Annotated in this window: 19 protein-coding genes and 1 pseudogene; 15 read left to right on the top strand and 5 right to left on the bottom strand. The window is 66.3% G+C overall.

Going from position 1 to position 22,235, the window contains the following annotated elements; genetic code table 11:
• Window positions 1-36 precede the first annotated feature (36 nt).
• The 9 genes and pseudogenes from ASD73_RS21025 to ASD73_RS20990 all read left to right on the top strand — a co-directional run bounded on the left by ASD73_RS21025 (window position 37) and on the right by ASD73_RS20990 (window position 6,105).
• Entirely contained in the window at window positions 37-747 is a 711-nt protein-coding gene (locus ASD73_RS21025; RefSeq protein WP_056367964.1) for a response regulator transcription factor, read from the top strand.
• The gene (locus ASD73_RS21020) at window positions 737-2,359 is read left to right on the top strand and encodes a sensor histidine kinase (RefSeq protein WP_056368275.1); all 1,623 of its coding nucleotides are present in this window, start codon (window positions 737-739) and stop codon (window positions 2,357-2,359) included. The genes ASD73_RS21025 and ASD73_RS21020 overlap by 11 nt, the downstream gene beginning before the upstream one ends.
• Before the next feature lie 54 nt (window positions 2,360-2,413).
• Window positions 2,414-2,548 (top strand): annotated as a pseudogene (locus ASD73_RS23365) (HPr kinase/phosphorylase); the annotation flags it as partial.
• Window positions 2,549-2,627: 79 nt separating this feature from the next.
• Entirely contained in the window at window positions 2,628-2,861 is a 234-nt protein-coding gene (locus tag ASD73_RS23360) for a hypothetical protein (RefSeq protein ID WP_235534643.1), read from the top strand.
• Between the two features lie 10 nt (window positions 2,862-2,871).
• The gene (gene rapZ, locus ASD73_RS21010) at window positions 2,872-3,810 is read left to right on the top strand and encodes an RNase adapter RapZ (protein WP_056367960.1); all 939 of its coding nucleotides are present in this window, start codon (window positions 2,872-2,874) and stop codon (window positions 3,808-3,810) included.
• Between the two features lie 14 nt (window positions 3,811-3,824).
• Window positions 3,825-4,253 (top strand): PTS sugar transporter subunit IIA, encoded by a 429-nt coding sequence (locus ASD73_RS21005; protein WP_037513594.1) that lies wholly within the window; start codon window positions 3,825-3,827, stop codon window positions 4,251-4,253.
• Entirely contained in the window at window positions 4,250-4,528 is a 279-nt protein-coding gene (locus ASD73_RS21000) for an HPr family phosphocarrier protein (protein WP_037513592.1), read from the top strand. Before ASD73_RS21005 ends, ASD73_RS21000 begins: the two co-directional genes overlap by 4 nt.
• A 4-nt stretch (window positions 4,529-4,532) precedes the next feature.
• On the top strand, window positions 4,533-5,348 hold the full coding sequence (locus ASD73_RS20995) for a TrmH family RNA methyltransferase (RefSeq protein ID WP_056367958.1): 816 nt from the start codon (window positions 4,533-4,535) through the stop codon (window positions 5,346-5,348).
• 52 nt (window positions 5,349-5,400) lie between these two features.
• Complete coding sequence (locus ASD73_RS20990) at window positions 5,401-6,105, top strand: META domain-containing protein (protein ID WP_056367956.1); 705 nt, start codon at window positions 5,401-5,403, stop codon at window positions 6,103-6,105.
• A gap of 10 nt (window positions 6,106-6,115) precedes the next feature.
• Here ASD73_RS20990 and ASD73_RS20985 read toward each other — a convergent pair whose 3' ends face one another.
• Genes ASD73_RS20985 through ASD73_RS20970 form a run of 4 tightly spaced genes read right to left on the bottom strand, consistent with a single transcriptional unit; the run spans window position 6,116 to window position 9,120 of the window.
• Window positions 6,116-7,471, bottom strand: coding sequence for a DNA recombination protein RmuC (locus tag ASD73_RS20985; protein WP_056367953.1), 1,356 nt, complete (start codon window positions 7,469-7,471; stop codon window positions 6,116-6,118).
• 50 nt (window positions 7,472-7,521) lie between these two features.
• A complete protein-coding gene (locus ASD73_RS20980) occupies window positions 7,522-8,094 on the bottom strand; it encodes a hypothetical protein (protein ID WP_056367951.1) in 573 nt (190 codons plus the stop codon).
• Complete coding sequence (locus ASD73_RS20975) at window positions 8,095-8,571, bottom strand: hypothetical protein (protein ID WP_056367949.1); 477 nt, start codon at window positions 8,569-8,571, stop codon at window positions 8,095-8,097.
• Between the two features lie 6 nt (window positions 8,572-8,577).
• Window positions 8,578-9,120 carry a copper chaperone PCu(A)C gene (locus ASD73_RS20970; RefSeq protein WP_056367947.1) on the bottom strand — a complete coding sequence of 181 codons (543 nt, stop codon included), beginning with the start codon at window positions 9,118-9,120 and terminating at the stop codon, window positions 8,578-8,580.
• A gap of 166 nt (window positions 9,121-9,286) precedes the next feature.
• Between ASD73_RS20970 and dnaK the strand changes: the two genes are divergently transcribed.
• Window positions 9,287-11,194 carry a molecular chaperone DnaK gene (gene dnaK / locus ASD73_RS20965; RefSeq protein ID WP_056367945.1) on the top strand — a complete coding sequence of 636 codons (1,908 nt, stop codon included), beginning with the start codon at window positions 9,287-9,289 and terminating at the stop codon, window positions 11,192-11,194.
• A 61-nt stretch (window positions 11,195-11,255) separates the two neighbouring features.
• A complete protein-coding gene (gene dnaJ, locus ASD73_RS20960; RefSeq protein WP_056367943.1) occupies window positions 11,256-12,380 on the top strand; it encodes a molecular chaperone DnaJ in 1,125 nt (374 codons plus the stop codon).
• Between the two features lie 111 nt (window positions 12,381-12,491).
• Here dnaJ and ASD73_RS20955 read toward each other — a convergent pair whose 3' ends face one another.
• Complete coding sequence (locus ASD73_RS20955; protein ID WP_056367941.1) at window positions 12,492-14,804, bottom strand: patatin-like protein; 2,313 nt, start codon at window positions 14,802-14,804, stop codon at window positions 12,492-12,494.
• 144 nt (window positions 14,805-14,948) lie between these two features.
• Between ASD73_RS20955 and ASD73_RS20950 the strand changes: the two genes are divergently transcribed.
• The 4 genes from ASD73_RS20950 to ASD73_RS20935 all read left to right on the top strand — a co-directional run bounded on the left by ASD73_RS20950 (window position 14,949) and on the right by ASD73_RS20935 (window position 22,230).
• Window positions 14,949-17,198 carry a TonB-dependent receptor gene (locus ASD73_RS20950; protein WP_056367938.1) on the top strand — a complete coding sequence of 750 codons (2,250 nt, stop codon included), beginning with the start codon at window positions 14,949-14,951 and terminating at the stop codon, window positions 17,196-17,198.
• 2 nt (window positions 17,199-17,200) lie between these two features.
• Window positions 17,201-18,286 carry a PepSY-associated TM helix domain-containing protein gene (locus ASD73_RS20945; protein ID WP_056368273.1) on the top strand — a complete coding sequence of 362 codons (1,086 nt, stop codon included), beginning with the start codon at window positions 17,201-17,203 and terminating at the stop codon, window positions 18,284-18,286.
• A 147-nt stretch (window positions 18,287-18,433) separates the two neighbouring features.
• Window positions 18,434-20,602: a primosomal protein N' gene (locus tag ASD73_RS20940; protein ID WP_056376159.1), complete on the top strand. Its 2,169-nt coding sequence runs from the start codon at window positions 18,434-18,436 to the stop codon at window positions 20,600-20,602.
• Window positions 20,603-20,673: 71 nt separating this feature from the next.
• A complete protein-coding gene (locus ASD73_RS20935) occupies window positions 20,674-22,230 on the top strand; it encodes a tetratricopeptide repeat protein (RefSeq protein WP_056367937.1) in 1,557 nt (518 codons plus the stop codon).
• The last annotated feature ends 5 nt before the right edge of the window (window positions 22,231-22,235 follow it).

Below are 22,235 nucleotides of genomic sequence, written 5' to 3'. Positions count from 1 at the left end.
CTAATCGCTTTACCGGGCCCGCCCAACGGAAAGAGCATGACGGCAACTATCGCGCTGGTCGATGACGACCGCAACATTCTGCAATCCCTTTCCATCGCGCTGCAGGCCGAGGGTTTCGTGACGCGCGTCTATTCGGATGGCGAAGCGGCCCTGAAACCGCTCATCGACAATCCGCCCGACCTTGCGGTGTTCGACATCAAGATGCCGCGCATGGACGGGCTGGAACTGCTGCGACGGCTCCGCGAGAAGAGCCAGCTTCCGGTCATCTTCCTCACCAGCAAGGACGACGAGATCGACGAGGCGCTGGGACTCGCGATGGGCGCCGACGATTATATCGCCAAGCCCTTCTCCCAGCGCTTAGTGATCGCGCGCATTCGCGCTATATTGCGCCGCGTCGAGCTCAATAAGAGCGCGGCTGAAGGCGACGACGAGCCCGTCGCCGAACCGATCACCCGCGGCCGGCTCAGCATGGATCCGGCGCGCCACAAGGTCGCATGGGACGGCAAGGACGTCACGCTGACGGTCACCGAATTCCTGATCCTCGAAACGCTTGCCAGCCGCCCCGGCATCGTGCGCAGCCGGAACCAGTTGATGGACGCCGCCTATCAGGACGACGTCTATATCGACGACCGCACGATCGACAGCCACATCAAGCGCCTGCGCCGCAAATTCCGCGAGGTCGACCCTGAATTCGACGCGATCGCTACCCTCTATGGCGCGGGGTATCGCTTTGCCGATGAAAGCTGACGCCCAAAAACGCGACGGGCAGAAACCCGAGGGGAGCGTCGCCGAGCAGGAGGAATCGCCGCTCGTCTGGTCGGCGCGGTGGTCGCTGACGACGCGCATCCTCGCGGTGAACATATTGGCGATCGCGCTGCTCGCGGGCGGCTTCTATTATCTCGACACCTATCGCAGCCGCCTTGTCGATACGCGCATCGAGGTGATGAAGGACCAGCTCGCGATGCTCGACAGCGCGCTCGAGGCGGCACGCCCCGACGAGCGGACGCGGCTGATCGAGGAGTTCGCGGCGGCGACCGAATCGCGGCTGCGCTTCTACGCCCCCGACGGCCGGCGCATCTCCGACAGTTTCAACACCGGCCCGCCTACCTATACGCTGCGCGATCCCGACCTTCAGCCATGGAAACGCGATGCCGCGCGCGCGATGGACCGCGGTATCGACTGGGTGGTCGGCGCGCCGACCTATCCCGATTTTGAGGAACCTCGCGTCGACAGGGCACAGTCATGGCCCGAAGTGGTCGAGGCGCAGACCGGCGGTGTCGCCGCGAGCCGCTTCCGCTATGCCCCCGAACGCACGCCGCTGCTCAGCGCCGCCCGCGTCGTCGACCTCGAAACGCCGCAGACGGTTCTGATGACGCTCAACGCGCGCGACATCACGCGCACCGTGCGCGCCGAGCGGTTCCGCATCGCGGTCGTCGTCGCGATGGTGCTGCTCGCCTCCACCCTTTTGTCGCTCTTTCTCGCGCGCACGATCGTCCGCCCGCTCCGGCGCCTCGCGCGCGCCGCGGTGCGCGTCCGGCTCGGCCGCGCGCGCGAAGTCGTCGTCCCGCGCCTGCCGAGCCGCCGCGACGAGATCGGCACACTCGCCCGCGCGCTGTCCGACATGACGCAGGCCCTTCGTGAGCGCATCGACGCGGGCGAACATTTCGCCGCCGACGTGACGCACGAACTCAAGAATCCGATCGCCTCGGTTCGCTCGGCGATCGAGGGGCTCGGGCGCGTCAGGAGTGACGAGCAGCGCGCGCAACTGCTCGCGATCGCCGACGAGGACGTCCGCCGGCTCGACCGGCTGGTGAGCGACATCAGCGAAGCGAGCCGCGTCGACGCGCAATTGTCGCGCACCCTGTTCGAACAGATCGACGTCGGCATCATGATCGAATCGATGCTCGCGGCGCGCGCGGCGCGCGTCGACACGAACGTACCACAGCCGCGCGTCGCCTTTGCGCGGCCGCGCAAAGGCACGACGGTGGTGATGGGCGACGGCCACCGGCTCGAACGCGCGATCGACAATGTGATCGACAATGCGATCAGCTTCTCGCCCGAAACCGGTCTCGTGTGCGTGTCGGCAACGCGCCTCGGCGACGAGGTCCATGTGAAGGTCGACGACGACGGCCCCGGAATCGACCCCGCGCAGCGCGACGCCATTTTCCGCCGTTTTCACAGCGAACGCCCCGCCGGCGAAGCCTTTGGCCGCCACAGCGGGCTGGGCCTCGCGATCGCGCGGACGATCGTCGAGGGACATAGCGGGACGATCAGCGCCAAGGATCGCGACGACGGCAAACCCGGCGCCAGCCTGCTCATCACCCTCCCCGCGCGCGAAGGTACGACCGGAACCGGGTGACACTGTCATCCTATCGCCTTGCGGCACCGCATCGTCGCCGGTAAGCCATGCGCCATGCTTCCGAGCCGGACCAGAACCGATATCGTCAATATCCATGCCAGCTGCGTTGCGGCGGGCAATGGCGGCGTGCTGATCCTCGGCAATTCGGGACAGGGCAAATCGGACCTCGCGCTGCGGCTGATCGACCGCGGCGCCAAGCTGGTCGCCGACGATCGCTGCGACATCTGGTTCGAACGCGATCGCCTGTGGTGCCGCCCCCCCCGAAAGCTTGGCGGGCAAGCTGGAGGTCCGCGGCATCGGGATCATCGAACGCGCGTGGACGGCGCCGGTGCCGCTCGCACTCGCGGTGCGCCTGACCGACCGCTACGACCGCATGCCGTCTATCAACCAGGTCGAGATGATCGCGGGCCGCCCGCTGCCCGCGCTGCTCTTGTCGGCGTTCGAGGCGTCGGCGCCGATCAAGATTCTGCTCGCGTTGGAACGGCTGGCGCCCGGCGCATGATGCATCGACGATGAGTCTGGCCGCCGAATCGCGCCTGTTGCTGGTTACCGGCCTGTCGGGCGCGGGCAAATCGACCGTGCTCAAGGTGCTCGAAGACCTCGGCTGGGAGGTGGTCGACAATCTGCCGCTCGCGCTGCTCGAAACGCTGATCGACGCGCCGATGCAGCGCAGCGAAGCGGGTCGCCCGCTCGCGATCGGCATCGACAGTCGCAGCCGCGGCTTCCGTCCCGCTCTGCTCGTGCGCCGGATCAAGGATTTGCGCGAAGCGGGCGGCCGCGACATCCAGACACTGTTTCTCGACTGCGCCGGCGCCGAGCTCGAGCGCCGCTTTTCCGAAACCCGCCGCCGCCACCCCATGGCCGAGGACCGCCCCGCCGCCGACGGGATCGCGCGCGAGCGCGAGATGATGGAGCCGCTCCGCCGTTGGGCCGAGCATGTCGTCGACACGACGAATTACAGCAGCAATGATTTGCAGCAGGAAATCCGCCAGCGCTTCGGCGACGCCGGCGACGGCGAACCGGTGCTCAACATCATGAGCTTCGGCTTCGCGCGCGGCCTGCCGCGCAACGCCGACCTCGTCTTCGACATGCGCTATCTGCGCAATCCGCACTGGGACCCCAAGCTGAAGCCGGGCACCGGGCTCGATCCCGACGTCGCCGCCTATGTCATCGCCGACCCCGCCTATGAGGACAGCGTCGCGCAGATCGAGAAGCTCATCCTGACGTTGCTGCCGCGCTACCGCGCCGAGGGCAAAAGCTATGTCACCGTTGCTTTTGGTTGCACCGGCGGACGGCACCGATCGGTCCATGTCGCGGCGCGTGTTGCCAAAACGCTACGCGGTTGCGGATATGAGCCAACGCTGACCCACCGCAATCTTGACTCTGCCCCGCAAGATGGGCTTGAGGGCAGGCCCCCGCCCGCGGCTTCCGCGCCCGGCGGCAAAACATAAGGGTCGACGACTGCATGCCGAACGATAAGGCTCTGCCGCTTCTGGGAATGGTGCTCGTCACCCACGGCCGCCTCGCCGAGGAAATGGTGCGTGCAATGGAGCATGTCGTCGGTCCCCAAAGGGCCATCGCGACCGTCTGCATCGGCCCCAACGACAATATGGAAATGCGCCGCAAGGAAATCGCCGACGCGATTCGCAAGGTCGACGAAGGCCGCGGCGTCGTGATGCTGACCGACCTGTTCGGCGGCACCCCCTCGAACCTTGCGATCAGCCTGCTCGAATCGGGGCGCACCGAGGTGATCGCCGGCGTCAACCTGCCGATGCTGATCCGCCTCGAAAGCGCGCGCAAGACGATGGAACTGCGCGCCGCGGTGATCGCCGCAAAGGAAGCCGGCCAGAAATATATTTCGGTCGCGTCGGAAATGCTGGGAGTAGGCCCTTGAACGAAAATTCCGAGACGGTCGAAATCACCAACCAGCGCGGACTGCACGCGCGGGCGAGCGCCAAGTTCGTGACCTTTGTCAGCCGCCTTCCCGAAAGCGTGTCGGTCGAGGTCGAAAAGGGCGGATCGCGCGTCAACGGAACCTCGATCATGGGGCTGATGATGCTCGGCGCCGCGAAGGGCGATTCGATCACGATCCACACGCGCGGCGACGGCGCCGATGCCGCGCTTTTGAAGCTGGTCGGGCTGGTCAAGGACAGCTTCGGCGAGGATTGACCGGATGACCGGTCGTCGTTCCACAATTGAGAGCCTGTCGAACCCGCTGATCAAGCGGATGCGGCTGCTGCGCGAAAAACGCCATCGCCGCGCCGAGGGGCTGTTTCTCGCCGAAGGGCTGCGCATCGCGACCGAGGCGCGCGAAGCGGGCGTGCTTCCGCAATGGCTGTTCCTCGGGCCCGAGGGCGAGGCGCACCCGCTCGCGGCGGCGCTGGCCGCCGACACGCTGGCAGCGGGCGGCGAGGTGATAGATACGACGGGCGCGATCCTTTCGAAGCTGTCGGGCAAGGACAATCCGCAGACCGTCGTCGGCATCTATGCCGAACCGCAGACAGTGCTCGCCGATCTCGACCGCGACGCCGCGCCGATCTGGCTCGTCGCCGAGCGGCTCCGCGACCCCGGCAACCTCGGCACGATGCTGCGCACCGGCGATGCGGTCGGCGCGGGCGGACTGATCCTGCTCGACGAATCGACCGATCCCTATGCGGTCGAAGCGGTGCGCGCGAGCATGGGGGCGATCTTCACGCAGAAGCTGGTGGTCGCACGCTGGGACGAATTTCTCCCCTGGCTTCGCCAAGGCCCCGGGCAGCTCGTCGCGACCTGGCTCGGCGACGATACGCAGGATTATCAGGCGGTACGCTACGTCGCGCCGACCTTCATTCTCACCGGCAATGAATCGCAGGGCATGCCGAGCGAATATGCCGACGCCGCCGATGTGCGCGTGAAGATGCCGATGATGGGCAAGGCCGACAGCCTCAACGCCGCGGTCGCGACCGCGGTGATGGCGTATGAGGTGCTGAACCAGCGGCGGAACCAATAGCCGCCCGCGCGGTTCATCGATCGATCAGCATAATGCGTTCAGGAGATACCGCATGATCAGGATCGCCCTCCCCGCCGCCTCGCTGCTCGCCCTCGCCGCCTGCGCCCCCGCCGCCGAAACGCCGCCGCAAGGCCCCGGCGACCAGCCCGCCACCTATATGGCGCTCGGCACCGAGCCCGGCTGGACGCTCGAAATCACGCCGTCGCGGCTCAATTACGACGGCGACTATGGCGAGACCAAGATCATGGTGCCGAATCCCGGCGCGAAGCCGTCTTTCAATGGCGAGCGCTATGTCACCGATCGGCTGGCCGTCGACATCACCCATGGCGAATGCAGCGACGGGATGAGCGACCGGCGATATCGCGACACCGTGACCGTGACCGCTGACGGCAAGACCGTAAGCGGATGCGGCGGCGCGGTCCTGCCGCCGACCGGGCTTGCTGGCACCAACTGGACCTTCGTGTCGATCGGCGGCGTCGCAGTTGCGGCGGACCGGCCGTCGTCGCTGCAATTCGACGGCAACAGGCTAAGCGGCAGCGCGGGCTGCAACCGCTTTTCGGGCGGTTATGCGGTAAGCGACGGGGTGCTCAAAGCCGGGCCGTTGATGGCGACCGAAATGGCGTGTCCGGGCATGGAGCTGGAACAGGCATTCTTCAAACTGATGGCGGCACCGGTCAGCCTGTCCTTCGCCAATGACGGGACGCTGATTCTGACGGGAAGCGAAGGCCGGACCGCAGTGCTGAAGCGTGTGATCTGATCGCCCAGCCCTATTCGCCCGCGTCGTTAACCGCCGCCGGCGCCGCCGCCAGCTTCGCGAGCGGACGCGCCGCCTGTTCGGCGACGGGCAGCGACGGGATTTCCTTGTCGCCGGTTTCGATATCGAGCGCCTCGAAGCGTTTCGCCTGCGTCAGCACCTGGCTTTCGAAGCTGCCGACAAACGCATTATACGCCCCCGTCGCCTGATCGAGATTGCGCCCGACCTTGGCGATATGCGAGCCCATCACCGACATGCGCGCATACAGCTCCTTGCCCAGTGCCGCGATCTCGCGCGCCTGATTGGCGAGCTTTTCCTGCCGCCACACCGCCGCGACGGTGCGCGCGATCGCGATGAGGTTCGTCGGGGTCGCGAGCAGCACCTTGCGCTCGAAAGCATAGTCCCAAAGCCCCGCATCCTGATCGAGCGCGGCGGCGAGGAAATGTTCGCCGGGGACGAACATCACGACAAAGTCGGGGGTGTCGTCGAACTGGTTCCAATAGGCCTTGGCGCCGAGGGTGTTGACGTGCGCCTTCATCGCTGCTGCGTGCGCGACGAGATGCGCCGCCTTCTCGCGCTCCTCGACCGCGCCGAACGCGTCCTGATAGGCGTTGAGCGAAACCTTGGCGTCGATCACGAGATTCTGCCCGCCGGGCACGCGTACCACGACGTCGGGGCGCAGGCGCCCGCCGTCGCCGTCGTTGACGCTGACCTCGGTCTGGAAATCGGCATGTTCGGACAGGCCGCAGCTTTCGAGCACGTTGCGCAGTTGCTGCTCGCCCCAGCGCCCGCGTGCCTTGGGAGCATTGCGCAGCGCGTTGACGAGCTTCGCCGCTTCGCTCGACACGCGCTCTGTGCCCTCGCGCATCGCCGCGATCTGGCCGTGCAGCAGGCCGAAGGCGTCGCGCCGCTCGGCTTCGACCTTGCCGACCGCTTCCTCATATTTCTGCAATCGCTCGTGGACCGGGTTCAGAAGGGCTTTCAGATTCTGCCCCGCCGTCTCTTCGCTCTGGCGAAAGCGCGCATCGGCGCGTTCGAGAAACGCCTTTTGCGCGCCATCGAGCATCACCTGCCCGACCTCGCGGAACTGTGCGGTGAGCGCCGCCTGCGCATCCTTCAATCCTGCGATCTGCGCATCATGCGCCTCGTCGCGCGCGCGCTGTTCGCTGAGCAGGGCGGCAAGCCGGATATCGGCGGACTTGCGCGCCTCCGCCTCGGCGGCAAGATCGGTCACCGCGCTCTTGAACCGCTCCGAAAGCCCGTCGCGCTCGGCCGTGAGCGCGCCCGACTGGCGGCCGGCGAAAAGCCAGCCGATCAGGCCGCCGACGGCAAGGGCAACAAGGGCGACCACGAGCGAGATTCCATCCATGACGGGAACATAGGACGAACACCGCCTCTCTGGCTAGTCGGTAATTCGGATCAGAGCAGATAGATGACGATGTAGCGCCCGATCAGCGCGGCGAGGATCGCGATGCTCCAGCGGCGATCCTTGACCCATATCGCCGCGACCATCAGCACGACCAGCACGACGGTCAGGATCCACGCGGCCGGCCGCGCCAGATTGGCCGCAAGCGCCGGCTGCGATGCATAATAGCCGAGCTGCGCCGCAAGCAGCACGAGCAGCAAGCCGAGCACGATCCGCCGGACGCGGAAATAATGGACGTCGAGGTTCGCGAAGCCCTCGGGATGCGACGGAAAGACCAGCCGCGCTGCGAGGAAATAGACGCTGGCGAAGGCTGCGACACCCAGCAGGGCCGTGCTCGATACGGCAATGTCGCCGCGCGCGATCCATGCCGCGCTCCAGAAGGAGAGCAGGTCGAGCATCACGAAGATCGCGAGCAGCGGGGTCAGCCAGCCGATCGCGAACGTCTCGCGTTCGGCTTCGGCGGCGAAACGCGTCTCGATCGCGCGGCCCAGCCCGCCGAGCAGCTCGACCATCGAGAGTCCGAGCAGCAGGCTGTAGAGCGCGAAGACGAATTCGAAATCATCCATCTAGGTAAGGCCCCACGATGAAGGCAGGATCGCGCGATAAGCGTCGATCCCCGGTGCGCCGCCGACGATCATGCCCTGCGTCAGCAGCCAGTAATGGCGGACGATCTCCGCTTGCTGCTCAAGCCCGTAGCGTTCGAGAAGCCAGCCGGGTTTCAGGCTGTAGCTATAGGTCGCGAACGGATGACGCATCAGCACCAGATACCAGCGCCCGCGCGTCTGCGCCTGCCACACATGCGTCATCTCGTGGATGAACAGGCCCTTGAGCCGCTGCGACGCGGCGCTGAAATCCTCGCAATAAAGCTCGCCATGCGGGTTGAAGTGCAGGCTGCCCATCGGCGCCATGACGATGTGGCGCGGCTGGAAGAAGATCCACTTATGGTGGTTCACCCGCACGCGGTCATAGGCGATCGCATCGCCGAACACCGTCCGGGCGAGCGCCACCTCACCGCTCGTCAGGGGTCGCGACGGACGCGGCACCCGCGCTTATTTCTTCGCGGCGTCCGGTGCCGCCTTTTCGGCGCCCTTTTCCGTCGAACCATGATCCATCGCGCCATGGTCCATTCCGCCCTCCGCCGCAGCGCCTTCCGCGGGCTTGATCACCATGTCGAAGAGGATGCGTTCATTGTTGTTGTTGGTGAAGACGAACGCCATCGGCAGCTTGCCTGCACGCACCGCGGCCCCGTTGATGCCCCAGATCATCAGATGCTTGCCGCCCTGCTTGAACACCAGTTCGCCCTTTGCGGGGACGTCGGCGCGGAGCAGCGGCTTCATCGTCACGACGCCATTTTCCTTGACGCTTTCATGCATTTCGACGCGCTGCGCGAGGTCGGCGGTCACCGCGACGAGCTGGACCGGCTGCGGTCCGCCCTGAACGCGGAAATAGCCCACGGCGGGACGGTCGGGAGTCGCGCCCATCACGATATGGCCGCTCACCACATTGAGCGGCTGTCCCTTGCCCAGATTTTCCCCGCAGGCCGTCAGGGTCAGCGCGGTGGCGGCAAGTGCAAGGATCGCAAAAGGTTTCATTTTGGGAGGACTCCGTAAAAGCGCGTCATTTCACGCCCTCGATAAGCCCTGAAAGCTCTTGTGCCAAGGATTAGCGCACCTATATCGCCCCCATCGAACCCCCATGGGACTCAACATACGGCGTGCCTTTTCAGGGCGCCACAGAAGCAACAAGGACGTAATACCAATGGCCAAAGTGATCGGGATCGACCTCGGCACCACGAACAGCTGTGTCGCGGTGATGGAAGGCGGAAAACCCAAGGTTATCGAAAATGTCGAAGGCACGCGCACGACCCCGTCGATCGTCGCCTTTGCGAAGGATGGCGAGCGCCTGATCGGCCAGCCGGCGAAGCGCCAGGCCGTCACCAACCCCGAAAACACCGTTTTCGCCGTGAAGCGTCTGATCGGCCGCCGCTTCGACGACCCGATCACCAAGAAGGACACCGAACTTGTCCCCTACACGATCGTCAAGGGCAGCAACGGCGACGCGTGGGTCAAGGCCGGCAACGAAGATTATTCGCCGTCGCAGATTTCGGCCTTCATCCTGCAGAAGATGAAGGAAACCGCCGAAGCCTATCTCGGCGAAAAGGTCGAGCAGGCGGTCATCACCGTTCCCGCATACTTCAACGACGCGCAGCGCCAGGCGACCAAGGACGCCGGCCGCATCGCGGGCCTCGAAGTGCTGCGCATCATCAACGAGCCGACCGCGGCCGCGCTCGCTTACGGCCTCGACAAGACCGAGAACAAGACGATCGCGGTCTATGACCTTGGCGGCGGCACCTTCGACATCTCGATCCTCGAGGTTGGCGACGGCGTGTTCGAAGTGAAGTCGACCAACGGCGACACTTTCCTCGGCGGTGAAGATTTCGACAGCAAGATCGTCGAATATCTCGCCGACGGCTTCAAGAAGGACGAAGGTATCGACCTGCGCGGCGACAAGCTCGCGCTGCAGCGCCTGAAGGAAGCCGCCGAAAAGGCGAAGATCGAACTGTCGTCGGCCGCGACGACCGAAGTCAACCTGCCCTTCATCACTGCCGACGCCAACGGGCCGAAGCATCTGGTGAAGACGATTACGCGTTCGGACCTCGAAAAGCTGGTCGAAGAGCTGGTCAAGCGCACGCTCGAACCCTGCAAGAAGGCGATCAAGGACGCCGGCATTTCGGCGAGCGAAATCGACGAAGTCGTGCTCGTCGGCGGCATGACGCGCATGCCGCGCGTGCGCGAAGTCGTGAAGGATTTCTTCGGCAAGGAACCGCACACCGGCGTGAACCCCGATGAAGTCGTCGCGATCGGCGCCGCGATCCAGGCGGGCGTGCTGCAGGGCGACGTCAAGGACGTGCTGCTGCTCGACGTCACCCCGCTGTCGCTGGGTATCGAGACGCTGGGCGGCATCATGACCAAGATGATCGACCGCAACACGACGATCCCGACCAAGAAGTCGCAGGTCTACTCGACCGCCGACGACAATCAGTCGGCGGTGACGATCCGCGTGTTCCAGGGCGAGCGCGAAATGGCGCAGGACAACAAGATCCTTGGCCAGTTCGACCTCGTCGGCATCCCGCCCGCCCCGCGCGGCGTGCCGCAGATCGAAGTGACCTTCGACATCGACGCGAACGGCATCGTGTCGGTTCACGCGAAGGACAAGGGCACCGGCAAGGAACAGCAGATCAAGATCCAGGCGTCGGGCGGCCTCAGCGATTCGGACATCGACCAGATGGTCAAGGACGCCGAACAGTTCGCCGAAGAAGACAAGACGCGCCGTGAGGCGGCCGAGGCGAAGAACAACGCCGAAAGCCTGATCCACTCGACCGAACGCCAGATCATCGAACATGGCGACAAGGTCGACGCGGGCCTCAAGTCCGAGATCGAAGCCGCGATCGCCGAAGCCAAGACCGCGGTCGAAGGCGGCGATCCCGCCGCGATGACCGAAAAGAGCCAGGCGCTCGCGCAGGTCGCGATGAAGCTCGGTCAGGCGATCTACGAGAAGGAGCAGCAGTCGGCCGCATCCCCCGGCGGCGACGAAGCTGGCGAGGCGAAGAGCGACGAAGATGTCGTCGACGCCGAATTCTCCGAAGTCGAAGACGACAAGAAGTAAGAAACTCCCCTGCCGGACCCCTCACCCGGGTCCGGTGGGCCGGAGGGGGCCTGTTTGACCTATGTCACTCGACATCGATTATTACGAACTGCTGGAAGTCGAGCGTACCGCCGACGATGCCGCGCTGAAGGCGAGCTACCGCAAGCTCGCGATGAAATATCACCCCGACAAGAATCCGGGATGCGACGACAGCGAAGCGCGCTTCAAGGCGATCAGCGAAGCCTATGACTGCCTGAAGGACCCGCAGAAGCGCGCCGCCTATGACCGCTTTGGCAAGGCCGGCGTCAACGGCAACGGCGGTTTCGGCGGCGGCAATGGCGCCGATTTCGGCGATATCGGCGATATTTTCGAATCGATCTTTGGCTCGGCGTTCGGCGGCGGACGCCAGCAGCGCGGCCCCGCGCGCGGCGCCGACCTGCGCTACGACATGGAAATCCGGCTCGAGGACGCCTTTTCGGGCGTCACGCGCGAGATCCAGGTCGACGTCGCGGCGCGCTGCGACGCCTGCGACGGATCGGGCGCGAAGCCCGGCACCCAGACCAACCGCTGCCAAACCTGCGCAGGTCACGGCAAGGTGCGCGCGCAGCAGGGCTTTTTCATGGTCGAGCGCACCTGCCCGACCTGTCAGGGCGCGGGCGAGGTCATCGCCGACCCGTGCAACAGCTGCCATGGCGAAGGCCGGGTGGACCGGCGCAAGACGCTGACCGTCAACATCCCCGCGGGGGTCGACGAAGGCACGCGCATCCGCCTGTCGGGCGAGGGCGAAAGCGGCGCACGCGGCGCGGCGCCGGGCGACCTCTACATCTTCCTCCATATGGCGCGGCACAAGGTGTTCGAGCGTGAGGGCACGACGTTGTTCACGCGCGCGCCGATCAGCTTCACGACCGCGGCATTGGGCGGCGAGATTGGCATCCCCGGCCTCGACGGCCGGATGCACGACATCGCCATCCCCGCGGGCATCCAGTCGGGCAAGCAACTCCGCCAGCGCGGCGCCGGGATGCCAGTGCTCAACGGCCGCGGTCACGGCGACCTTGTCGTCCAGATCGACGTCGAGACGCCCACGAAGCTGACCGCGCGGCAGAAGGAATTGCTCTGCGAATTCCGCGAGACCGAGACGGGCGACGAATGCCCGGCAAGCCAGGGCTTTTTCGGCCGCATCAAGGAAATGTGGGACGATCTGACGTAACGATCTGTCGCAGCCAATCCACCGTCGTCATTCTCGCGAAAGCGGGAACCCGGTTTAAGCGAGCGACGGCAGCCGCTGGGTCCACGCTTTCGCGGGGGATGACGACGGAAGCTATCCGATCTCGACCCTGAGCTCCGCAATCAGCGCCTTCACCTTGGGCAGCCTTTCTTCCTCCTCGTCGAGGATCGCGTGGAACGCGCGGCGCTTGATCGCCTTCAGATCCTCGCCCGCCATCGCGCCATCGCCCGTCACGCTGCTCGCGACGATGTCGATCAATCGGTCGGCGCCGTGGAGCCGTCCCCACAGATAGTCATTCTCGCGGTACGCGCGGCTGAAGAAGGCACCGAAACTGTTGAACTCGACCCCCTTCAGCATCGCCGCCGCGCCGCCGGTGCGGATCGCAGTGGCGTCCGACGGCGAGATGCGGTCGATCTTGATCGGGTCGAACTCGTCGAAGCCCTCGCCCTGCAGCAGCGGCAAGGTCGCGATGTCGTAAAAGGGGTAGCCGAGATAGGCGAGCAAGAGCGTCCGCCGGTCATCCTTCGGCATCGCAGAAAGCCCCGCGGCGATCAGCGCGTCGGCCTCGCCATCGACCGCGCGGAGGTCGCGCCGCGCCGCGACCGCGTCGATCCATTCGCCCGGCCCGGCGTCGGCGGGCAGGTCGAGATCGGCAAGCCAGCTATCGCCCTGCCGGTCGAGATAGAGGCCGAGCGCGGTAAAGATCGCCTCGCGCATAGCTTCGCACACCGGGTCGCGGCCATCACGCGTTGCCTCGACCGCGGTGTCGAGTTCGCGCGCGAGGAAACGCAGGCGGCGGATACGAAAACCGAGGTCGTGGGTGCGGAAAAAGACGATGGCGTCGCTGCTCGCCCCCGCCCCCCTTTTGCCCGAAATCCGGTCGAGCCCGCGCGCGCGTGCCTCGTCCCACAACGCGAGGCGACGGTTAGCCTGATGGACCGCGCCCTCGGGCGGCAGCAGCCGGTCGATCAGGCTCGCCATCTCCTCGACCACCGCCGACAGCTTGAGGTGACCGTAGGGCGCATACGCGAAGCCCGCGCGCGCCGATGCCTGGTCCTGCGCCTTGGCGCGCCATTTTTCGAGCCGCGCCACCGTCGGCGTGTCGAGAAAGAAGGTCGTGCCGAACAGCGCCGCGACCTGCTCCTCGACCTCGACCTTCATCGCGTCGACGATATGCTGCATACGGCGGATCCGGCGCGACATCCCCTCGATCGCCTCGACATTCTCGCGGATCGGCTGCTCGCGCGGAATTTCCGACAGCGCCCCCAATATGGTGGCCAGAAAGCCGGGAAGCCGCGCTCCCTCGCCCGCCACCTGTTCGCCCGGCTTGCCGAAGCTGATCGAGCGATAATCGGGCTTAGGGTCGATATAGACGAAACGGCGATCGATCTCGCGCCGCGCCGGACGCTGTTTCAGCGCCGCGATGGCGGGCCGGAAGGGCGCATTCGCGAGTACTGAACCGTCGATCAGCACGCGGTCGGCGGGATCGCCTTCGCCGCCCGACGGAAGCTGCGCATGGATAAAAGCCTCGCGGCCCGACCATGCGATCTTGCGCTTTTCGAGCACCCGGTCGAGTTCGCGCAAGGTGAAGGGCGGAAAGGCACCGGGAAAACTCGCCGTCGCGCGCGCCGCCGCGGTCAGTCCCGGAACATCGTCGAGCCGCTTTCCGAACTGGCTGTCCTTGCGAAAATGCAGCATCAGCCGATGCTCGTCCTCGGTTACGCGCGGCGGACTGTTGAGCGCCAGCGGCACGCTGTGCCCCGCAAAATCGGTGACCGAGACGAACAGGTCGACCGGCTGCCCGCCCGGCACCAGCACCGGCCCGCGCGGCCCCGCATCCATCGCGTCGAACGCATCGAGCAGCAGGTTCGTGAAGGTTTCGCCGCCGAAGGGGGGATCGAACCAGCGCGCGCGGACAAAGCGCGACAGCTTGGCGCGCACCTCGTCCTGCGCGCCTTCGCCGACGGTGCGGTCGATGGCGTTGCCGCGCTTCTTCATCATCCAGCCGGCGATCGGCACTGCCCAGAATTTGGTCGCCGCCGACAGCGGCCGCGCGTCGGGGTCGATCAGCCGGTCGACATCGGCGCTATCGAGCCACAGGTCGGTGAGCGGGTCGAGCGACTGCCCCGTCGCCAGCGCGCGCGCGAGGAAGATGCCGTTGATACCGCCCGCGCTGGCGCCCGCGACGATGTCGGCGAGCACGCGCAGCCGCACATTGCTGCGCGCCGCTATCGCCGCCAGCAGTTCGCCATAGACGGCGCCCGCTCCGCTCAGCGGTACGCCGTCGTGGAAGGCGCGCGATGCCGCGGCGAGCCGCCAGACCTCTTTCGTGATGCCGTGCATATAGACGGCGAGACTGATGCCGCCGTAGCAAATCAGGGCGAAGCGCAGTTCCTTTTCCCGCATCGGCAAGCTGATAGCGCGCTTTTCGGCACTGTGGCGAATTTTCCACAGCGCAAGCGAAAGTCGCGATACCGCGTCCGGCTCGCGGGTTTTTCCTTGCCTATGCGAATCGCTCTCATTAGCGGCCCCTGCGAACAGGAGTTGATAATGATTCGCAAAATTGCCGCCGCCGCGCTGCTCAGCACCGCGCTTTCGTCCCCCGCCTTTGCGCAGGACGGCGCCCCCGTCGACGAGGACAGCGCGGCGGGCGAGACGATCGTTGTCACCGCGGCGCGCACGATCCTGCCGCCGAACGCGCTGCCGCTGACGATCGACATCATCGGCAAGGATGCGCTCAACCAGCAGCTCGCGATTTCGGGCTCGGTCACCGATGCGGTCGCGAACCTGACCACCAGCTTCTCGCCGACGCGGCAGAAGCTTTCGGGTTCGGGCGAATCGCTGCGCGGGCGCTCGCCGCTCTATGCGATCAACGGCATTCCGCAATCGACCCCGATGCGCGACGGCAGCCGCGACGGTTTCACGATCGACGGCTTTTTCGTCGACCGTGTCGAGCTGATCTTCGGGTCGAATGCGCTGCAGGGCATCGGCGGCACCGGCGGCATCGTCAACCAGGTGACCGTTGGCGCGCCGAAGGACGAGGGTCTTTCGGGCCGCTTCCTGCTGCAGGGCACCGCCGACAATGATTTTTCGAAGGCCGGAATGGGCGGCAAGGCCGGCGGCCTCGTCCAGTATAAGGCGGGCCGGTTCGACGCGACCGTCGGCGCGACTTATGAAATCCGCGGTGTCTTTTCGGACGCCAGGGGCCGCCCGATCGGGCTCAACCTGACGCAAGGCGAAACGCAGGACAGCAAGGCAACGAACTTCTTCGCACGCCTCGGCTATGAATTGTCGCCGAGCGCACGCCTCGACCTGATCGCGAGCCGTTTCGAACTGAAGGGCGACGGCGATTATGTCGCAATCCCGGGAAACCGGGCGCTCGGCTTGCCCACCAGCGCCGTGCGCGGCACCCCGCCGGGCGTTCCCGCGGCCAACCGCACCGAAAGCGTCGCGCTGTCGCTGACCGACACCGACCTTTGGGGCGGCAATTTCGTCAGCCAGATTTTCTTCAACCGCAGCCGCGACACGTTCGGCGGCGAAATCGCCCCGATCGCGACCTTCCAGGATCCGGCGATCGCGCCCGTGAATAGCTTGTTCGACCAGTCGCAGAATCGCAGCCGCAAACTCGGCGCCAAGTTCAGCTACGAACGCGCGGTTCCCGGCTTCGAGGATCTGACGCTGACGATCGGCTTCGACGCGCTCGTCGACAAGACCGAGCAGGCGCTGATCGCAACGAACCGCGTCTGGGTGCCGCCGAGCGATTTCCAGAGCCTCGCGCCCTTCGGGCAGGCGAACCTTGCGCTGTTCGACGGCGTCGTCCGCATCGCCGGCGGGGTCCGCTGGGAAAATGTGAAGATCAAGATCGACGATTTCCACACGCTCGCCTCGACCACCTTCGTCGCCTGCCCCGCGCCGCCCGCGACGCAGCCCGTGCCGTGCGGCCTCGCGAGCTATGGCGGTGTCGACGTTGCCGGCGGCAAGCCCAAGTTCGAGGACCTGCTGATCAACGGCGGCGTGATCGTCGAACCCTGGGCGGGCATCCGCGCCTATGCGAGTTATGCCGAGGGCTTCACCGTCCCCGACATCGGCCGCATCACGCGCGGCGTGAACCGAACCGGGGTCGACATCGACAATTTCCTCGATATTTCGCCCGTCGTGTCGAACAACCGCGAGATCGGCTTCGAAGTGAAGCGCGGGCCGCTCGACGCCAGCGCCGCCTATTTCTGGTCGTCGAGCGACAAGGGCCAGCTGCTCATCACGCGCCCCGACCGCATTTTCGACGTCCAGCGCCTGCGCGTCGAAATTCAGGGGCTCGAGGTCAACCTCGGCGTCCAGACGCCGATCGACGGGCTCAAGCTCAATATCGGCTATGCGCATCTGATCGGCCGTTTCGACAGCGATGCGGTGCCCGACGGCAAGGTCGACAGCGACCTCGACGGCGTCAACATCTCGCCCGACCGCCTCAATCTCGCGGCGAGCTATAGCAGTGGCCCCTTCTCGGCGCGCGTCCAGACGCAGGTGTATATGAAGCGCCGCTTCGACGGCAAGGCACGCGCCGCCGACGACGCCAATCCGAACCACCCGCTGAAACTCGCTGACAATGACTTCGGCGGCTACACGCTGACCGACGCCTATGTCCGCTACCAGACGGGCTTTGGCGGGATCAGCCTGTCGGCGCAGAATCTCTTCAACAAGCAATATATCGACTATTCGAGCGATACGCGCCTGCCAAGCGACCAGCTGTCCTATTTCGCGGGACGCGGGCGGACCTTCACGCTCGGCTGGGATTACCGTTTCTGATGATGAAGCTGCTCGACACGCTGCACCGCTGGACGGGGGGGCTGATCGGCCTCGTGCTCGCGCTGCTCGGCCTGTCGGGCACGATCCTGCTCTACGAGCATCTGTGGATCGGCTTTCCGGGTACCGGCGATCCGCTGCGCGGCGACCTCGCGACGGTCGCCGCGACCACCGAGAAGCTGATGGCGGCGCCGGGCGCGCAGGGCATCATCTATGCCGACGAGCGCTTCGGCCTCCACCAGCTCCGTCTGGGCAAGGAGGCCGGCGCCTATGCCAGCCAGTCGGGCGATATCGTGACGCGCTGGGCGAGCCAGTGGGAGCGGCCCGAGCTCTGGATCTTCGATTTCCACCACCATCTGTTCGCGGGCGACAATGGCGAATGGGTGATCGGCATCGCGGGGCTGTGCGGGCTGTTCTTCGTGATCAGCGGCGTGATCCTGTGGTGGCGCACGCGCAAGACCTTTCAGTTCCGGCTTTGGCCCAAGCGCATGTCGCGCCCGTCGATCGTGTGGCAGCACCGCGACCTCGGCATTATCGTCGCGCCGCTGCTGCTGATCTCGATCGTCACCGGCACGATGATGATCTTTCGTCCGTTCGCGCTCGGGGTCGTCGCGCCCTTCGGCCCGGTCGCCGAGACCGCAAAGGCGCTCGACCCGCCCAAATACAAGGGCGGTCCGCTCGCCGGAAAGCCCGACTACACCGCGATGCTGACCGAAGCGCGTCGCCGCTTTCCCGACGCCGAATTCCGTATCCTCAGCCTGCCGCGCAAAGACGGCGACCCGATCAGCCTGCGCATGAAACAGCCCGCCGAATGGCTGCCCAACGGCCGCACGACGCTGGCGTTCGACGCCGCCACGGGCGAAGTGCTCGGCGCGCGCGACGCGCTCGCGCTGCCCCCGGGCGCCCAGGCGTTCAACATGGCCTTTCCGATCCACGCGTCGAAGGTCGGTGGCTGGGCGTGGCGCAGCGTGCTCACTATCTCGGGCCTGTCGCTGACGATGCTCGGGAGCCTTGCGGTGTGGACGTTCTGGTTCAGGCGGCCAAAGCCGGCAAAGCGGGTGGTGAAGAAGGCGGCGCTCGCCTCCGCCTAACCTCCTTCGTCACCCCGGACTTGATCCGGGGTCTATGCCGAGGGCGCAGGAATGGATGCCGGATCAAGTCCGGCATGACGAAAGAATGAGGGGCACCGCTCCCCGCGCTTTCCTATTTTACCCGCCGCCCTATATCCTGCGCAGCCCATGACCCGCGCCCGCGTCCTCCTCCTCACCGCCGCCCTCGGCCCGCTCGACTATCGCGTCCCGCGCGAAAGCGAGGCGCCGCTAGGCAGCGTCGTGGTCGCGCCGCTCGGCCCGCGGCGATTGGGCGGCGTGGTGTGGGAGGATGAGAGCTTCGGCGCGCCCGAGGCGGTCGGCGACAATCGCCTGCGCAATCTCTACGAAGTCGTGCCCGTCCCGCCGGTGCCCGCCCCCTTGCGCCGCCTCGTCGAATGGACGAGCGACTATTATCTCGCGCCGCCGGGCGCGGTGCTGCGCATGGTGCTGCCGGGGGTCGCCTTCGCCGACGCACGCCGCCCGATCGTCGAATATCGCGCCACCGGTGAACTGCCCACGCGGATGACGCCGCAGCGTATCGTCGCGCTCGAGGCGATCGGCGAGCGGCAGGGCATGGTGCGCGAACTCGCGACGCTCGCCGAGGTCAGCGACGCGGTGATCCGCGGGCTCGTGAACACCGGCGCGCTCGAAGCGGTCACCGTCTCGGCCGACCAGCCCTACCCCGAGCCCGACAGCGGCTTTGCCCCGCCCGACCTTTCCGACGAACAGACCGCCGCCGCCGCGCAGCTCAAGGACGCGGTGCACGCCGCGAAATTCGACACGCTGCTGCTCGACGGCGTCACCGGGTCGGGCAAGACCGAAGTCTATATGGAGGCGATCGCCGCCGCGATCGATGCGGGCAAGCAGGCGCTGGTGCTGCTCCCCGAAATCGCGCTGACCGAACCGATGCTGACGCGCTTTGCCGCGCGCTTCGGCTGCGAGCCCGTCGCGTGGCACTCGGGCCTGCGCTCGACCGAGCGCCGCCGCGCCTGGCACAGCATCGCCGCAGGCGAGGCCAAGATCGTCGTCGGCGCACGCTCGGCGCTCTTCCTGCCCTATGCGAACCTCGGCGTCATCGTCGTCGACGAGGCGCACGAGACGAGCTTCAAGCAGGAGGACGGCGTCCATTATCACGCGCGCGACGTCGCGGTGATGCGCGGACATTTCGAAGGGCTTCCCGTCGTCCTCGCGAGCGCGACCCCCGCGCTCGAAAGCCTCGCGATGGTCGAGGCGGGACGCTACCGCCATATCGTCCTCCCGGCGCGCTTCGGCGGCGCGACGCTGCCCGACCTCGCGGCGATCGACATGCGGCAGGACCCGCCCGACCGCGGCCGCTGGCTCGCGCCGCCGCTCGTCGACGCACTCGCCGACCGGCTCCAGAAGGGCGAGCAGAGTCTGCTCTTCCTCAACCGCCGCGGCTTCGCACCGCTGACGCTCTGCCGCACCTGCGGCCACCGCATCCAGTGCCCGAACTGCACCGCATGGATGGTCGAGCACCGCCTCGTCCACCGCCTCGCGTGCCACCATTGCGGCCATGTCATGCCGCCGCCGCGGCTCTGCCCCGAATGCGAGGATGAGGACAGCCTCGTCGCGTGCGGCCCCGGCGTCGAGCGCGTCGCCGACGAGGTCGCGCTGCGCTTACCCGAGGCGCGCGTCGCGATCGTCACCTCGGATACGCTCTGGTCGCCCGCGAAGGCGGCCGAGTTCGTCGACAATGTCGAGGGCGGGCTGGTCGACATCATCATCGGGACGCAGCTCGTCACCAAGGGCTATCATTTCCCGAACCTCACGCTCGTCGGCGTCGTCGACGCCGACCTCGGGCTCGACGGCGGCGACCTCCGCGCCTCCGAGCGCACCTTCCAGCAGATTGCGCAGGTCGCGGGGCGCGCCGGGCGCGGGGTGAAGCCCGGCGAGGTGCTGATCCAGACGCGCGTTCCCGAAGCGCCCGTGATGGCGGCGCTCGTCGCGAACGACCGCGACGGATTTTATGCGGCCGAAGCCGCGGCGCGCAAATTCGCCGGCGCCCCCCCCTATGGCCGCTTCGCCGCGCTTGTCATTTCGTCGGAGGATATCGAGGTCGCGCGCGGCGTCGCGCAGCGGCTGGGGGCGAAGGCTCCGGTCGCCGAAGGTCTTGCCGTTTACGGGCCCGCCCCCGCGCCGCTCGCGATGCTGCGCGGCCGCCACCGTTTCCGCTTGCTGCTCCACGCCCCGCGCAGCTTCGACCTGCAGGGCACGATCCGCGAGTGGGTCGGCAGCGTCGACTGGCCCGCAAAAGCGCGCCTCGCAATCGACATCGACCCCTACAGCTTTGTTTAGCCGTAACAGGGCTTTACTGTAACCGGGCGTGCTGGCAGCATCCCCCAGGGGTTTCGACGCGGGGGCGCAGAATGAAGAGAATCGGTTTGGGCCTGCTGGCCGGGATCGCGGCGATCGGGATGGCGGGGGCTGCCGAGGCCAAATGGCTTCGCGCCGACACCGACAGTTTCATCATCTACAGCGAGAGCAACGAGAAATCGCTGCGCGAATTCGCCCAGAATCTGCAGCGGTTCGACACCACGCTGCGCCTGCTCTTCAAGGTCGAAACGCCCGGCGAGGAAAGCAAGCTGCCGATCTATCTGGTGCCCGCCGCGCCCGACGTCGCGGAATTGGCAACGGGATCGCGCAATGCGTCAATCGCGGGCTTTTATCGGCAGGACCGCGACGGCAGCTTCGCCATGTCCTTTCGCCAGAATGGCAGCAGCAGCGTCACCGGTACATCGGCTTCGCAGCAGGTGCTGTTCCACGAATACAGCCACCATTTCATGAAGCGCCACCTGCGCGCCGCCTTTCCGTCGTGGCTGATCGAAGGGTTCGCCGAATATTATTCGACCGTCGATTTCGACAAGCAGGGCCGCGCGATGATCGGCCATCCGGTCTACCGCCGCGCTTATGGCCTGCTCGCGATGCCAAAAATTCCGGCCGAGAGGCTGTTGTTCGAACAACCGGGCGCGATGCGCAACAGCGGCCAGATGGATGTCTATTACGGCCGCGCATGGGTCCTGACCCACATGCTCCTCCACAGCGCCGCGCGGGGAGACCAGATCAACGCCTATACGAGTGCGATCAACAACGGGACCGACCCCAAACAGGCGGCGACCGACGCCTTTGGCGACCTGGCGCTGCTCGACAAGGATCTGAACCGCTATATCGAGGGCAAACTCAGCTACCGCACCACGCGCGATGCCGTTCCTATCTCGACCAACATCAAGATCACCCCGCTGTCGGCGGACGAAGATGCCGTGATCCTGCCGCGGCTCGAACGGCTGAATGCGCGCGGCGACGCGGCGCGGCTGACGAAAGCGCGCGATACGCTGCGCAAACTGGCAGCCGCACAGCCAGCCAATGCTGACGTCCAGTTCGAGCTTGCGGCCGCCGAATGGGACATCGACAGCGACAAGCGCGACCTTGCGGCGATGCAGGCCGCGCTGGACAAGGTGCTCGCGGCCAAGCCCGACCATGTCCGCGCCAATGTCCTGCTCGGACGGCTGAAGCTGTATCAACTGCGCGAAAAGGGAGAGGATGACGCCGCCGCATGGCGCGAGGCGCGGAGGCCGATCCAGCTCGCCAACCGCACCGATCCCGACGACGCAGTGCCGCTCTACGCCTATTTCGACAGCTTTCTGGCCGAAGGTAAACGGCCGAGCGAGATGGCGATCAAGGCGCTCGAGCGCGCCTTCGTCCTCACGCCGGAAAATATCGAGATGCGGGTCGCTTATGCCTTCGCGCTCGCGAATCAGGGCGAGTTCGATCGTGCGGTGCGGCTGGCGCGAACGGTGGCCTTCGATCCGCACGACAATGGCCGGGGCGAAGCGATGCTCGCGCGGCTAGAGGCGATGCAGAGCCGCCGCGCGGGCGCCGCGGGCACTGGCAAAGAAGCCGTCGCCGGCGACGCCGACGACGACTAGCCTTT

Source organism: Sphingopyxis sp. Root154, assembly GCF_001427105.1.
GTDB lineage: Bacteria > Pseudomonadota > Alphaproteobacteria > Sphingomonadales > Sphingomonadaceae > Sphingopyxis.
The sequence above is the reverse complement of the archived record's forward strand: the minus strand, read 5'-3'. Positions and strand labels throughout refer to the sequence as shown.

What these genes read in the sequence shown, in the direction of transcription:
- ASD73_RS20990 (WP_056367956.1), top strand. Translation starts at nt 5,401, where the DNA reads ATGATCAGGATCGCCCTCCCCGCCGCCTCGCTGCTCGCCCTCGCCGCC.
- ASD73_RS21020 (WP_056368275.1), top strand. Translation starts at nt 737, where the DNA reads ATGAAAGCTGACGCCCAAAAACGCGACGGGCAGAAACCCGAGGGGAGC.
- rapZ (WP_056367960.1), top strand. Translation starts at nt 2,872, where the DNA reads ATGAGTCTGGCCGCCGAATCGCGCCTGTTGCTGGTTACCGGCCTGTCG.
- ASD73_RS20940 (WP_056376159.1), top strand. Translation starts at nt 18,434, where the DNA reads ATGACCCGCGCCCGCGTCCTCCTCCTCACCGCCGCCCTCGGCCCGCTC.
- ASD73_RS21025 (WP_056367964.1), top strand. Translation starts at nt 37, where the DNA reads ATGACGGCAACTATCGCGCTGGTCGATGACGACCGCAACATTCTGCAA.
- ASD73_RS20995 (WP_056367958.1), top strand. Translation starts at nt 4,533, where the DNA reads ATGACCGGTCGTCGTTCCACAATTGAGAGCCTGTCGAACCCGCTGATC.
- ASD73_RS20935 (WP_056367937.1), top strand. Translation starts at nt 20,674, where the DNA reads ATGAAGAGAATCGGTTTGGGCCTGCTGGCCGGGATCGCGGCGATCGGG.
- ASD73_RS20970 (WP_056367947.1), bottom strand. Translation starts at nt 9,120, where the DNA reads ATGAAACCTTTTGCGATCCTTGCACTTGCCGCCACCGCGCTGACCCTG.
- ASD73_RS21005 (WP_037513594.1), top strand. Translation starts at nt 3,825, where the DNA reads ATGCCGAACGATAAGGCTCTGCCGCTTCTGGGAATGGTGCTCGTCACC.
- ASD73_RS20945 (WP_056368273.1), top strand. Translation starts at nt 17,201, where the DNA reads ATGAAGCTGCTCGACACGCTGCACCGCTGGACGGGGGGGCTGATCGGC.
- ASD73_RS20985 (WP_056367953.1), bottom strand. Translation starts at nt 7,471, where the DNA reads ATGGATGGAATCTCGCTCGTGGTCGCCCTTGTTGCCCTTGCCGTCGGC.
- ASD73_RS20950 (WP_056367938.1), top strand. Translation starts at nt 14,949, where the DNA reads ATGATTCGCAAAATTGCCGCCGCCGCGCTGCTCAGCACCGCGCTTTCG.
- ASD73_RS20955 (WP_056367941.1), bottom strand. Translation starts at nt 14,804, where the DNA reads ATGCGGGAAAAGGAACTGCGCTTCGCCCTGATTTGCTACGGCGGCATC.
- dnaJ (WP_056367943.1), top strand. Translation starts at nt 11,256, where the DNA reads ATGTCACTCGACATCGATTATTACGAACTGCTGGAAGTCGAGCGTACC.
- ASD73_RS20980 (WP_056367951.1), bottom strand. Translation starts at nt 8,094, where the DNA reads ATGGATGATTTCGAATTCGTCTTCGCGCTCTACAGCCTGCTGCTCGGA.
- dnaK (WP_056367945.1), top strand. Translation starts at nt 9,287, where the DNA reads ATGGCCAAAGTGATCGGGATCGACCTCGGCACCACGAACAGCTGTGTC.